Source organism: Halomonas cibimaris, assembly GCF_039537045.1.
Lineage (GTDB): Bacteria > Pseudomonadota > Gammaproteobacteria > Pseudomonadales > Halomonadaceae > Vreelandella > Vreelandella cibimaris.
Map to the genome: position 1 here is coordinate 1 of NZ_BAAAZT010000077.1, position 13054 is coordinate 13054.

Genomic DNA, 13054 nt, shown 5'->3' on the forward strand with positions numbered 1-13054 from the left:
TTTGAATTCGTCAGAGTACCGACGTCGCGTCTTCTTGGTCATGAACACCTCCAATGCCTCCAGTATGAGGCTTACCGGGGTGTCCGCTCCAATTAGACCAGTTCACATACTGCTTAAAAGGAAAACGCACCATGAAGCATCTGCTTAATCGACACATCCGTTTTGCCAGCATGACCCTTGCCACCGGCGCGGTTCTTCTCGCCGGCACCGCTCAGGCCCTGGGCACCGGCGCTGCCCTCAGCGCCGAATCCGCCTATGCCGAGGACAGGGGAACGATCAATCTCTCCTACGTTGAGTGGGCCTCTACCGTGGCCTCCACCGAGGTGATGAAAGTCGTTCTGGAACAGGCCGGCTATACGGTTGAAACCTCCTCGCTGTCCGCCGCCGCAATGTGGCAGTCCGTTGCCACCGGCGATACCGACGCCTTTCTCGCCGGCTGGCTGCCGGCAACGCACGAAGACTACTACGCCAAGCTCAAGGATGACCTGGTCGACGTCGGTGCCAACCTTGAAGGCGCCAAGCTCGGCATGGTGGTTCCCGAATACAGCGACGTGAACTCCATCGCCGACATGAACGACCATGCCGACAGCTTCAAAGGCAAGATTACCGGCATCGACCCGGGTGCCGGCGTGATGCGCCTGACCGAAAAAACCATCGAAGAATACGACCTGGACTATGATCTGGTCAGCGGCAGCGGTGCCACCATGACCGCCGCACTCAAGTCCGCCATCGACAACAACGAAAACATTGCCGTTACCGGCTGGACTCCGCACTGGATGCTTGCACGCTGGGACCTCAAGTTCCTCGACGACCCCAAGGGAACCTATGGCAGCACCGAGCAGATTCATACCATCGCCCGCCAGGGGCTCGAAGAAGACATGCCCCGCGCCTACGCGATCCTTGAAGCCTTCAAATGGTCATCAGACGACATGAACGAGGTGATGCTGATGCAGGAAGGCAGCGACGATCCCTACGAGGCCGCCAGGACGTGGGTCGAAAACAACCCGGAAACGGTCAGCGAGTGGCTTAAAGGCTAAACCCGGTTCACGCTGTATCAGGCCACGTCTGCCGGCGTGGCCTCTTTTGATACCACAAGCGTATGTGAGCCAACCAAGGAGACATCATGTTCAAGCACATTATGGTGCCGGTAGATCTTGCACACATGAAAACGCTGGAACCGGCACTGCAGGTGGTTGCCGACATGGCACGCCACTACGATGCCAAGATCACCTACGTGGGCGTCACCACCAGCACGCCCAGCAGCATTGCGCGCACGCCTGAAGAATATCAAAAAAAGCTTGACGACTTTGCCCAGCAGCGGCATGCCGTTCACGGCCGCCCCGTCGCCGGCAAGGTCTACCACTCCCCTGACCCGGTCGCCAACCTGAACGACCTGCTGATCGAGGCGGTAGACGACGTCGGTGCCGATCTGGTGATCATGGCGACACACCTGCCCAAGTCTTTGGACGCGATTATTCCAGCCAACGGGGACAGAGTCGCCTCTCGCACGCATACTTCCATCTTTTTGGTACGCACGCCGGAAATAACCGATACCGGCGCCTAAGCAGCCACCGTTGGTCATAAACGTCATCTTTGACACCTGCAAGGGAGATTAGCCTGTGGCTAATAATCACGATAACCCAGAGGCGCACGAACAAACCGCCTCGGAAGGTGTGCCCGCCCCGGAGGGCGCGGCCAACCTGATCGATACCGACTACGTTGTCGGCCAGGATAACATTGCGACCAAGCGGCTCGGGGTTCCCATTGACCTTCACAGCGTCGTGTTTAGCGTATCTTCGCTGATTATACTGCTGTTTGTCGTCGTCACGCTGGCACTTCAGGATCAGGTAGCGCCTTTGTTCAACGGCACCTTCAGCTACCTGACCGGCAACCTGAGCTGGGTATTTCTACTCGGCGGCAACATTTTCGTGCTGGTCGCGCTGGGCCTGGTGCTCTCCCCGCTGGGCAAGGTACGCATCGGCGGCGCCAAGGCCACGCCCGACTTCAGCTACGCCGGCTGGTTTGCCATGCTGTTTGCCGCAGGGATGGGCATCGGGCTGATGTTTTACGGCGTCGCCGAGCCGCTTTCCCACTTCAGCACATCGCTTGGCGGCACCGACGGCGCCCCGCTCGGCGGCGCGGAAGGCAACCCCGAAGCGGCCACGTCGCTGAGCATGGCCGCGTCCATTTACCACTGGGGGCTACACCCCTGGGGCGCCTACGCCATTGTGGGCCTGTCGCTTGCCATCTTTGCCTATAACAAAGGGCTGCCGCTGACCATGCGCTCGATTTTCTACCCCGTTCTCGGGGAGCGCATCTGGGGCTGGCCGGGCCACGTAATTGACATCATGGCCGTGTTTGCCACGCTGTTTGGTCTTGCGACGTCGCTAGGCCTGGGCGCCACTCAGGCCTCTACCGGGCTTAACTACCTGTTCGGGATTCCCAACACCAACACCACCATGGTGGTGCTGATTCTGGGCATCACCGCGGTGGCGCTGTTTTCGGTCGTCGCCGGGGTGGACAAGGGCGTACAGCGCTTGTCGCGGCTCAACATGGCGCTGGCGTTTCTGCTGCTGGCCTTTGTTATTGTCGTAGGCCCCACCATGGCAATCGCTACCGGCTTTTTCACTAACCTTGGCACCTACATCACCAAGCTTCCTGCCCTGGCCAACCCCTTCGCGCGTGAGGATGCCGGCTTCGTACAGGGCTGGACGGCCTTCTACTGGGCCTGGTGGATCTCCTGGTCACCGTTTGTCGGCATGTTTATTGCCCGGGTCAGCCGCGGCCGCAGCGTACGCGAATTCCTGATCGCTGTGCTGGTGGTACCGGTGCTGGTCTCGGTTCTGTGGATGACGGCTTTCGGCGGTACAGCCATTGATCAGGTCGTCGCGCAGGGCATCACCGAGGTGCAAGACGCCACGCTGGATCTCAAGCTGTTTGCCATGCTGGGCCAGCTGCCGCTTTCTTCCATCACCTCTTTTGTGGGCATCGTGCTGGTCATCGTGTTTTTCGTGACCTCGTCGGACTCCGGTTCGCTGGTCATTGACTCGATTACCGCCGGCGGCAAGATCGATGCGCCCAAGCCCCAGCGTATTTTCTGGGCGATCATTGAAGGCGGCATCGCGATTGCCTTGCTGCTGGGCGGCGGGCTGAGCGCGCTACAGGCTGCCTCGGTTTCTACCGGCCTGCCGTTTACGGTCGTGCTGCTATTTGGCTGCTACACGCTGATCAAAGCGCTGATGAGCGAGCCGCGTTCCGTATAACGCCGCTGCAGTAGCGCAGCAAAAAAGCGATTGAAAAAGCAAGCAAAGGGCAGCCCTCGGGCTGCCCTTTTCTATTGCGGCACCGGCGTATATCGGCCGCGCAATCTGCGCTGCCTTAGCACCATAGCGCGCTCAGCGGCGTTTCGGGATGGTAGTGGGTAGCAACCTGCGCCTGCAAAAGCTCGGCGGTCGCCAGCGCATCCACCAGGGCGTGGTGGCCCTGATAGGCAGGCAGGCCGTAGCGCGCGCGGCTGGCGTTGAGCCGAATGGATACCGGCGGGCGCCCCAGCCAGCGGCGAAACCGCGCCCAGCGGCTCTGGCGGTACAGCCGCGCTTCCAGCGACATGGTGTCAATCATGGGAAACACGACGCCTTCCCCGCGGCGTACCCGCACCGCCGCTTCCAGAAAGGGGCGCTCGATATTGCGAAAGTGCACCACCACAACCCGGCCGGCAATGGCCGGCAGCAGCTCATCGATGATGGCCTCGAAGTCCGGCGCCCCGGCAATTTCCGAATGGGTAATGTGATGATAGGCAATAGACGCCCCGGAAAGCGGCCGGGACGGCTTTACCACCCAATAGCGCCGGTGCGCCAGCGGGATGCGCGCCAGCGTAAAGGGCACCACGCCCACGCTTACAATGGCATGGCGGCGCTCGTCCAGCCCGGTGGTCTCCATATCCAGCGCGACCATGGGCACGTCAGCGATGGGGGTTTGCGGTGCCGGCACCGGCGTGGCGAAAAACGCCTTGACGGCATCATTTTGGGCCGCGGCGGCGCGCGAGCGCATATATCCGGCCCAGTCGGCCCGAACGATTTTCTGTCGCGGCCGAACTCCCCACATCAGCGCCGCTCCGTTTGGCTAGAGGGCATGGGATAGCGGAATTTCAGAAACTTCTGGGCGTTGCTCAGCACCTGAAACGCATCCTTCAGGGTATGGCGCTCGCTGCTTTCAACGTTTTCCGGCTCGATGTTGTTATCCGCGTCTCGGCCTTTTTCGATATCAATCGCCTGATGGCGAAGCCGCGACATGCACAAAAATTCAAAGGCATAGCGCAGCTTATCGCTCACGCCCGAGGCCAGTACCCGCGCCCGGTGAATATCGTCCAGGCGCGCGAAGGTGTTTTGGGCGCTGGAGCCACAGGCCAGCGCGTGTATGCGGACCAGATCCACCATAGGGGCCGTGCCGCGGCGCTTGAGGTTGATGGAGTTGTTGTGCTTGCCGTCCTTTTCCATCACAAAGGTGCGGAAAAACCCCAGCGGCGGCGTGCGATTGAGCGCGTTACGCGCCATGGCGGCAAGAAACCGCGGGGAGCGCGGCGCCTGCTCTGCAACCAGGTCCTGGAGCTGCTCGACCAGCCAGGCTTCGCCGTAGGCACTGTCCAGGTCGAAAAAGATGGAGCTGTGCAGCAGCGTTTCTGCGGTCGGCGCGTGGATCCAGTTGTGGAAATAGCGCTTCCACACCGCTAGCGGCTGGCGCCAGCGGGCGTTGGTCGCCATGATGTTGCCCTTGCAGTAGGTGTAGCCGCAGGCGTCCAGCCCGTCGCTGACAAACGCGGCCAGGCGGCGGAAATACGCATCGTGCTGCGCCGGGTCAAAGGTATTGTCAAGCACCAGGGCGTTGTCCTGATCGGTCACAATGCCCTGCTCGTTGCGCGCCATGGAGCCGTTGACCATAAACGCATAGGGCACCGGCGGCGGGCCCAGCGACGCCTCGGCAAGCTCGCAAAGCCGGCGTGTGAAGCTGCGCCCGATGGTGGAAAGCGCGCTGCCGATCACCTCGGAACTGGCGCCTTCCTGCACCATGCGCACAAAAGCGGCGCGCACGTCCGGCGCCAGCCGCGCCAGCCCCTCTACGCTCAGCCGGCTGAAAATGTTGCTGACCAGATAAAGCCCGCTATGGGTTTCGTAGCGGATAATATCGGACAGATGAACAATGCCCAGGGGCCGCTGGCGATGCAGCACCGGCAGGTGGTGGATGTTATAGCGCAGCATGGTCAGCATGGCTTCGTTAATCGACACGTCCGCCTGCACGCTGATGGGCACCTGGGACACCACCTCTCCCACGGAAGTCTGCGCCGACACGCCCTTGGCGACGATGCGAGTGCGAAAGTCGCTGTTGGTCATGATCCCGCAGATCTGGCGCATTTCGCTGCCGTCATAAAAGCAGCGCGACGTATCCTGTGTGCAGGGGCGCGTCACCAGCAGCGCCGACGACTGATCCTCGCTCATTTGCCGGGCGGCATCCTGTACGCTGGTTTCTTCGCTGACCATGACCGGCCCGCGAGACAAAAGGCGACGAACCCGTGTGACCATCATATCGTTGGACTGACGCTGCTCTTCGGCCACGGATTCCAGCCGCGGGCGCTCCAGCTCGACAAAGTCGGCGAAATGCTCGTCTGCGCTGCAGAGCTTTTGAAACACGGCGTCGGGAATAAAGTAGATCAGCGTATCTTCAATGGCCTTGGCCGGAAAACGCACTACGTGATCGCGCAGCAAGTGGAAATGGCCGAAAATATCGCCCTCGCCCAAGCGGTTGTACAGGTCTCCCTGCCGCCGATAGACCTCCACCGCCCCGCTGCGTATGTAGCAAAACTCGTGCACGCTGGCGTTAAGCTGCAGTATAGCGCTGCCTGTTTTGAAGTAGCGCACTTCTACCTGGCCGGCCAGCGTATCCAGCAGCGTCTCGCTGAGCGCATCAAAGGGCGGAAACTGGGTCATGTGCTGGCGAACTTCCATCAGCTCGGCATCCATGCGGCCTCCTGGGCGTTATCGGTTGCGGTGTAGGCCGGTATTCTGGAACGCCTGCCGACACCGGTAAAGCGCAATCCTGTATCGACAAAAAAATCCCGGCGTTTTACGCCGGGATCTGCTGCGCCCTGAGGGGCAGCTTTGGCTGCGTTGCTTTCGCGGTGCGCTCTTTACGCACCGGCAATGGCCGATGCGCGGGGCAACCAAAGCGCCAGGCTGTTACGACTGGCTTGCCATTTTCTGTACGCGCTGCATCATTTCCGGGTTTTGCTGAATGGCCTGGCCAATGGCGTTGAAGGTGTCAACGTCCAGACCGCTATTCTCGACGATCTGGATCATTTTCTCGTTGGCCTCGGCGCGCACTTCCTGCTGGGCCTTTTCGCCTTCAGCGGACTGCAGGCGCTCGGTATACTCTTGGGACACCACGGCGATTTCCTGAGACGCATCGGCGAACTGCTGGAGCTGCTGATCGCTGAAGTCCTGCGCTTGAGACTCGGCGCTGGGTGCCTGACTCTGGGCCGTGTCCGTTGACTGCTGCGCCTGGGCCGTGCCCGCCATCAAACCGGTGGCAAGCAAAGCAGCGGAGAACAATGCAGTAAAACGTGGCATGAAATAAAACCTCACGGGTGCATGATGAATGTCTCTGTGTGACGACCCGCTGGCCAACAGGTTCCTGTTTTAATGTTTCGAAATGTAACAACGACCGGCGTCACCGACGCCTACCCGCACACCCGGCGCTTGACGCCGGCGCGTTTACGGCGAGGCACGCAATGAACACGCAGCCTCTGCGCCAACCCGGCGCGCTCGGCCTGGCAAGCATGCCGGCGGTATTCGTGCTGCTGTGGAGCACCGGCTTTATCGGCGCCAAATTTGGCCTGCCCTACGCAGAGCCGTTTACTTTTTTATGGCTGCGCTGCGCGCTGACCCTGGCCGTTTTGCTACCGCTGGTGCTGGTCATGCGCGCCTCCTGGCCGGCCGGCGCCAGGCTCTGGGGGCATATCGCGGTATCCGGACTGCTGGTGCACGGCGCCTATCTGGCCGGGGTGTTTTACAGCATCGCGCTGGGCATGCCCGCCGGCCTGACCGCGCTGCTGGTAGGCTTGCAGCCGCTGCTTACCGCCGCCTTTGCCGGGCCGCTGCTGGGCGAGCGGCTGGGCAAACGCCAGTGGCTGGGGCTACTATTGGGGCTTATCGGCATCGCGCTGGTGCTGGGCAGCAAGCTCGATTTGAGCGATTCGCTGTTCAAGGGGTTTGGCCCGGGGGCGCTGACAAGCGTTATCATGGCCCTGCTGGGCATCACGCTGGGAACGCTGTACCAGAAACGCTTTTGTACCCGAATGCCGCTTTTGTCGGGGGCGGTGATTCAGTATCTGGCCGCCGGCACGCTATTCACCCTGGGGGCAGGACTTTTTGAAACGCGCCAAATCGTCTGGACACCCACGTTCGTTCTAACCCTTGGCTGGCTGGTGCTGGTTTTGTCCATCGCCGCCATTGTGCTGCTGATGGCCCTGATCAAAAAAGGCGAAGCCTCCCGCGTAGCCAGCCTGTTTTATCTGGTACCGCCGGTCACCGCGCTGCAAGCCTGGTGGCTGTTTGATGAACGCCTGCCCTGGCCGGGCCTGGTCGGTATGGCCATCGCGATCGGCGGCGTGATTCTTGTCGCGCGGGCCTCACCGGCGCCGGTAAACAATAGATAACCATCGACGCCGACGATATTTCGGCGCCTTCACTGCGAGTTTTCCCTATGTCCAACCATCATTGCGCACGCGTCGCCGGCCACTGCAACCGCTGCGATATGCCTTTGCCGTTTACGTTTAGCATGGCGTTTCAGCCCATTGTGGATGTCAACCAGCGTCAAACCGTTTATCACGAAGCGCTGGTCCGCGGCCCCGATGGCGAATCGGCCGGCAGCATACTCGCCCAGGTTACCGATGAGCTGATGTATCGCTTTGACCAGGCTTGCCGTATCCGGGCCATTGAGCTCGCCAGCCGGCTGGGCATACAAGAGCGCCTGTCGATCAACTTCATGCCCAACGCGGTGTACGAACCGCGCGCCTGCATCGAAGCGACGCTTGCCACCGCACAGCAGGTAGGCTGGCCCACCGAGCGGCTCAATTTTGAAATTACCGAAACCGAGTGGATGCAGGATCGCGCGCACATGCGCCGCATTATCGATAGCTACCGCGCCATGGGCTTTTCCACCTCCCTTGATGACTTCGGCAGCGGCTATGCCAATCTTGACCTGCTCACTGAGCTGTGCCCGGACACGCTGAAGATAGACCGCGAGCTGGTCATGGGCTGTGATACGGACATCCGCCGCCAGGCGCTGCTGCGCAGCGTGGCCATGTTGGCCAAGAGCCTGGGCATTGGGCTGGTTGCCGAGGGCGTGGAAACCCGCGATGAATCTCGCTGCCTGGCGGATTTGGGCATGCCGATACAGCAAGGATTCTACTTTGCGCGCCCGGCGTTTGAGGCCATCGCCAACATCGCCGACGACAAGTACGCGTAGTGCCGGGCAGCCCGGCGCTTACTCGTCGGCCAAACCCTTGAGGTAGCGCGCGCCGCCAAGGTTTTGCATCTGCTGGCGAATCCAGCGGCTGCGCTGCTCAACGCGCGGCGCAGGCCTAGCGGCGCTGCGCGTTAGGGGGCTTGGCAAAATCGCCGCCAGCAGGCTTGCCTGACGGCGGTCAAGCCGGCTTGCCGGCACGCCGAAGTAGTGCTGTGCGGCGGCTTCCAGCCCGAACACGCCGCGGTCCCATTCGGCTACGTTAAGATAGACGTCCAGAATGCGCTGCTTGCCCCAGAAAATTTCGATCAGCAGCGTAAACCACGCCTCAAGTCCTTTGCGCAGCCAGCTGCGCCCGCTCCACAAAAAGACATTCTTGGCGGTCTGCTGGCTCAGCGTGCTGGCGCCGCGCAGGCGCCCGCCGCCCAGACGCGCGGCAAGCGCCCGGCGAATTTCAACGAAATCAAAGCCCCCGTGGGTGGGAAATCGCTGGTCTTCCGCGGCGATAACCGCCATGCGTGCCGCATCGCTGAGCGCCTCTGGGCCGCGCCAGCGATAGTCGATATCCAGCGGCTCGCCGGTGATCCAGCTTTGCACTTTGCGCTCGGCCATCACCATAGAGCCCGGCAGCGGCACCGCGCGAAACACCAGCACCAGGGCCAGCGACCCCAGCACAAACGCCAGCGCCAAGCGCCATAGAAGCTGCGCTACCCGCTGCCATAGCCGCGCTATCGCCAGATGCAGACGTGAACGCGGCCGGCAAGGCGTTGCGCCCTGCCGGCCAGCGGAAAAACGGTGCGCGCCGTCGCCCGACGAGCGTCCGGCGCGCCGCAGTGTCGGCTTGGGTTTATTTATACAGCTGCTCGGCGTGATAGCGCAGGTGATCTTCAATGAACGAGGCAATGAAGAAGTAGCTGTGGTCGTAGCCCGGCTGACGGCGCAGCGTCAGCGGATGGTCGTGCTTTTCGCACACCGCTTCCAGGTTTTCAGGCTTGAGCTGCTCTTCAAGAAACGGGTCGGCCTCGCCCTGGTCAATAAAGAGCCGCTGGCGCGATGCGCCGTTGGCCACCAGCTCGCAGGCGTCGTACTGGCGCCAGCGGGAGACATCCTCGCCCAGATAATGGCTGAATGCCTTTTGCCCCCAGGGGCATGCCATGGGGTTGACCACCGGGGCAAACGCCGAGACCGAGCAAAAGCGCCCGGGATGGCGCAGCGCCAGCGTCAGCGCGCCGTGCCCGCCCATGGAATGACCGCTGATGGACTCCCGGCCGTTGACCGGGAACTGCAGGCGCATTACCGACGGCAGCTCTTCCACCAGATAGTCGTACATGCGGTAGTGGGCGTTCCACGGCGCTTGGGTGGCGTTGACGTAAAAGCCCGCGCCCGAGCCAAAATCAAAGCTATCGTGCTCGCCGGGCAGGTTGGTGCCCCGCGGGCTGGTATCCGGGCAGACGATGGCCACGCCAAGCTCTGCTGCGACCCGATGGGCGCCGGCTTTCTCCATGAAGTTCTGGTCGTTGCAGGTCAGCCCCGAAAGCCACCACAAAAGCGGCACCCGGCCGTCTTCGGCCTGGGGCGGCAGGTAGACGGCAAAGATCATGTCGCAATCAAGCGCCCGCGAGTAGTGGCGATAGCGTTTATGCCAGCCACCGAAACTGCGGTTTTCCGACACCAACTCCAGGGTTTCACTCATACTCATGGCAGGCTCCCGTTGATATCTGGCGCCTTGGCGCCCGGTGCGCGGCCTGCAGCCGCGCAATTGAAACTGATACTTGCGCTTGTAGGCAAGCACCGGTGGCTGTAGCCGCTACGCTCAATAGTGCAGCACGGTGCGAATACTTTCACCGGCGTGCAGCAGATCAAACGCTTCGTTGATTTTTTCAAACGCCATATTGTGGGTAATGAAATCGTCGATGTTGATCTCGCCTTTCATGTACTGATCGACGTAGCCGGGCAGCTCGGTGCGGCCCTTGACGCCGCCGAACGCCGAGCCTTTCCAGACCCGACCGGTCACCAGCTGGAACGGCCGCGTGGCGATTTCTTCGCCGGCGCCGGCCACGCCGATAATCACCGACTCGCCCCAGCCTTTATGGCAGCACTCAAGCGCCTGGCGCATGACGTTAACATTGCCGATGCACTCAAACGAATAGTCCACGCCGCCGTCGGTCATATCGACAATGACTTCCTGGATCGAAGCGCTGTAGTCTTTGGGATTGACAAAGTCGGTCGCGCCAAACTGCTCGGCCAGCTTGAACTTCTCCGGATTAACGTCAATGGCGATAATACGGCTGGCCTTGGCCATCAGCGCGCCCTGAATCACCGCCAGACCAATGGCGCCAAGGCCAAATACCGCCACCGTCGCGCCCGGCTCGACCTTGGCGGTGTTCATCACCGCACCGATGCCGGTGGTGACGCCGCAGCCCAGCAGGCAGATCTTGTCCATCGGCGCTTGTTTGGACACCACCGCCAGCGACACCTCCGGCAGCACGGTATATTCGCTGAAGGTGGAGCAGCCCATGTAGTGATGCAGCTTTTTGCCGTCCAGCGAGAAGCGCGACGTGCCGTCAGGCATCACCCCCTTGCCCTGGGTGGCGCGTACGCTGCTGCACAGGTTGGTCTTGCCCGACAGGCAGAACTTGCACTGGCCGCACTCGGCGGTATAAAGCGGGATGACGTGATCGCCGGGCTTGACGCTGCTGACCCCGGGGCCGATGTCTTCCACGATGCCCGCGCCTTCATGGCCCAGCACGGCCGGAAAGTTGCCTTCCGGATCAGCGCCGGACAGCGTGTAGGCGTCGGTGTGGCACACGCTGGTCGCCACCAGACGCACCAGCACCTCACCGTGTTTCGGGCCTTCTACGTCGATCTCGGCAAGCTCCAACGGCTTGCCTGCTTCCAACGCCACCGCAGCACGTGATTTCATCGTTTCACTCCTCTTGCTTATCGACCCGGCGCGGGCGCCGTGGTTTGTCTCCGTGATATCTCGTATATATTACAACATCTTGCAAGGTTTGTAGCCTCAGCACTCAATGGCGTTAACGGCCAGCCCGCCCTTGGACGTTTCTTTGTATTTGTCCTGCATATCGCGGCCGGTATCGCGCATGGTGCGGATGACCTTGTCCAGCGAAACAAAGTGCTCGCCGTCGCCGTGCAGCGCCATGCGCGCGGCGTTGATGGCCTTGACCGAGGCAATGGCATTGCGCTCGATACACGGCACCTGCACCAGCCCGCCGACCGGGTCACAGGTCAGCCCCAGGTTGTGTTCCAGGCCGATTTCCGCGGCGTTTTCCACCTGATCGATATTGCCGCCCAGCACCTCGGCAAGCCCGGCGGCCGCCATGGCGCAGGCCGAGCCTACCTCGCCCTGGCAGCCCACCTCAGCGCCGGAAATCGAAGCGTTTTCCTTGCACAGAATACCGATGGCCCCGGCGGTCAGCAGAAAGTTGACGATGTCATCGTCGCCGGCGTCCGGCTCGAACTTGAGATAGTAGGCCAGCACCGCCGGCACGATGCCCGCCGCGCCGTTGGTGGGCGCGGTGACCATGCGCCGCCCCGCGGCGTTTTCCTCATTGACCGCCAGGGCAAACAGGTTGACCCAGTCCATCAATGAAAAGCTGGAAACGATCAGGCGCTGATCCTGGGGCGCCTGAAGCTGCTCGTGGAGCTGGCGCGCCCTGCGGCGCACGTTAAGCCCGCCGGGTAGATGCCCCCGGGCGGCCAGGCCGTTGTCGATGCTTTCGCGCATGACCGCCCAGATATGCAGCAGCGAGCGGCGAATATCAGCCTCGCCACGCCAGGTGCGCTCGTTGGCCAGCATCAGCTCACTGATGCGCATGCCGTGGCGGCGGCACAGGGCCAGCAGCTCAGCGGCGCTGGCGAAGGCGTAGGGCAGCGCGGTGGTGTCGTCGCCGGCGCCGCCGTGGTCGGCGCCGGCCTGATCGATGTAAAAGCCGCCGCCCAGCGAGTAGTAGGTTTCGCTCGCCACTACGCGAGCGCCGCTCAGGGCAGCAAGCTGCATGGCGTTGGGGTGAAACGCAAGGCAGCGGTCGTCCCAGCCGATATCGTCGCGGCGGGAAAACGCTACGCGCTGACCGTTCGCCAGCACCAGCGGCTCGCCGGCGTCCAGCGCGGCCAGGCGCGCATCGATGCCGTCCGGGTCGATGCCCTCCGGCGTTTCACCGGCCAGCCCCATCACCACGGCGCGATCGGTACCGTGGCCCACCCCGGTGGCGGCCAGCGAGCCGCGCAGCGTTACCCTGATGCGTTCGATATCAAGGTCGCGCAAGGCACAGGCAAAGGCACGCGCAGCGCGCATCGGCCCCACGGTGTGCGAACTCGACGGACCGATCCCCACCCGGAACAGATCAAATACGCTAATCGCCATGACTCCCCCTTTCATCGCCGATGGCTGCGGCGTTGCCCATCGCCCTGCTGGGCACGCGTGGTGCATGCCCGAATACAACGCGATATACTGGCATACATCTTTGCATGTTTAGCCCATGAACCAAAGCTAACCCTATCCATGAACCAAGGCGCG

12 protein-coding genes are annotated in these 13054 nt (G+C 62.0%); 5 read left to right on the plus strand and 7 right to left on the minus strand.

Features of this window, described 5'->3' with window-relative positions; translation table 11 throughout:
- The first annotated feature begins 131 nt into the window (after positions 1–131).
- From ABD654_RS11055 to ABD654_RS11065, 3 genes are all read left to right on the plus strand, one after another.
- A complete protein-coding gene (locus tag ABD654_RS11055) occupies positions 132–1037 on the plus strand; it encodes a glycine betaine ABC transporter substrate-binding protein (RefSeq protein ID WP_344704943.1) in 906 nt (301 codons plus the stop codon).
- A gap of 86 nt (positions 1038–1123) precedes the next feature.
- Positions 1124–1564, plus strand: coding sequence for a universal stress protein (locus ABD654_RS11060; RefSeq protein WP_344704944.1), 441 nt, complete (start codon positions 1124–1126; stop codon positions 1562–1564).
- Between the two features lie 55 nt (positions 1565–1619).
- Positions 1620–3263 carry a BCCT family transporter gene (locus ABD654_RS11065; RefSeq protein WP_344704945.1) on the plus strand — a complete coding sequence of 548 codons (1644 nt, stop codon included), beginning with the start codon at positions 1620–1622 and terminating at the stop codon, positions 3261–3263.
- A gap of 115 nt (positions 3264–3378) precedes the next feature.
- Here ABD654_RS11065 and ABD654_RS11070 read toward each other — a convergent pair whose 3' ends face one another.
- From ABD654_RS11070 to ABD654_RS11080, 3 genes are all read right to left on the minus strand, one after another.
- Positions 3379–4104 (minus strand): 3'-5' exonuclease, encoded by a 726-nt coding sequence (locus tag ABD654_RS11070; RefSeq protein WP_344704946.1) that lies wholly within the window; start codon positions 4102–4104, stop codon positions 3379–3381.
- Positions 4104–6014 carry a putative nucleotidyltransferase substrate binding domain-containing protein gene (locus ABD654_RS11075; protein WP_344704947.1) on the minus strand — a complete coding sequence of 637 codons (1911 nt, stop codon included), beginning with the start codon at positions 6012–6014 and terminating at the stop codon, positions 4104–4106. The genes ABD654_RS11070 and ABD654_RS11075 overlap by 1 nt, the downstream gene beginning before the upstream one ends.
- Before the next feature lie 216 nt (positions 6015–6230).
- Positions 6231–6620 carry a DUF4168 domain-containing protein gene (locus ABD654_RS11080; protein ID WP_344704948.1) on the minus strand — a complete coding sequence of 130 codons (390 nt, stop codon included), beginning with the start codon at positions 6618–6620 and terminating at the stop codon, positions 6231–6233.
- 161 nt (positions 6621–6781) lie between these two features.
- Here ABD654_RS11080 and ABD654_RS11085 point away from each other — a divergent pair, with 161 nt between their 5' ends.
- Together ABD654_RS11085 and ABD654_RS11090 are read left to right on the plus strand one after the other, a co-directional pair.
- Positions 6782–7708: a DMT family transporter gene (locus tag ABD654_RS11085; RefSeq protein WP_344704949.1), complete on the plus strand. Its 927-nt coding sequence runs from the start codon at positions 6782–6784 to the stop codon at positions 7706–7708.
- Positions 7709–7755: 47 nt separating this feature from the next.
- The gene (locus tag ABD654_RS11090) at positions 7756–8520 is read left to right on the plus strand and encodes an EAL domain-containing protein (protein ID WP_344704950.1); all 765 of its coding nucleotides are present in this window, start codon (positions 7756–7758) and stop codon (positions 8518–8520) included.
- Between the two features lie 18 nt (positions 8521–8538).
- On the opposite strand, the gene mtgA is transcribed toward ABD654_RS11090, so the two are convergent.
- From mtgA to ABD654_RS11110, 4 genes are all read right to left on the minus strand, one after another.
- Positions 8539–9249: a monofunctional biosynthetic peptidoglycan transglycosylase gene (gene mtgA / locus ABD654_RS11095; RefSeq protein WP_344705151.1), complete on the minus strand. Its 711-nt coding sequence runs from the start codon at positions 9247–9249 to the stop codon at positions 8539–8541.
- A 115-nt stretch (positions 9250–9364) separates the two neighbouring features.
- Positions 9365–10216 (minus strand): S-formylglutathione hydrolase, encoded by an 852-nt coding sequence (gene fghA / locus ABD654_RS11100; protein ID WP_344704951.1) that lies wholly within the window; start codon positions 10214–10216, stop codon positions 9365–9367.
- Positions 10217–10330: 114 nt separating this feature from the next.
- Complete coding sequence (locus ABD654_RS11105; RefSeq protein ID WP_344704952.1) at positions 10331–11440, minus strand: S-(hydroxymethyl)glutathione dehydrogenase/class III alcohol dehydrogenase; 1110 nt, start codon at positions 11438–11440, stop codon at positions 10331–10333.
- A 96-nt stretch (positions 11441–11536) separates the two neighbouring features.
- Entirely contained in the window at positions 11537–12901 is a 1365-nt protein-coding gene (locus tag ABD654_RS11110) for an L-serine ammonia-lyase (RefSeq protein WP_344704953.1), read from the minus strand.
- Positions 12902–13054: the final 153 nt, after the last annotated feature.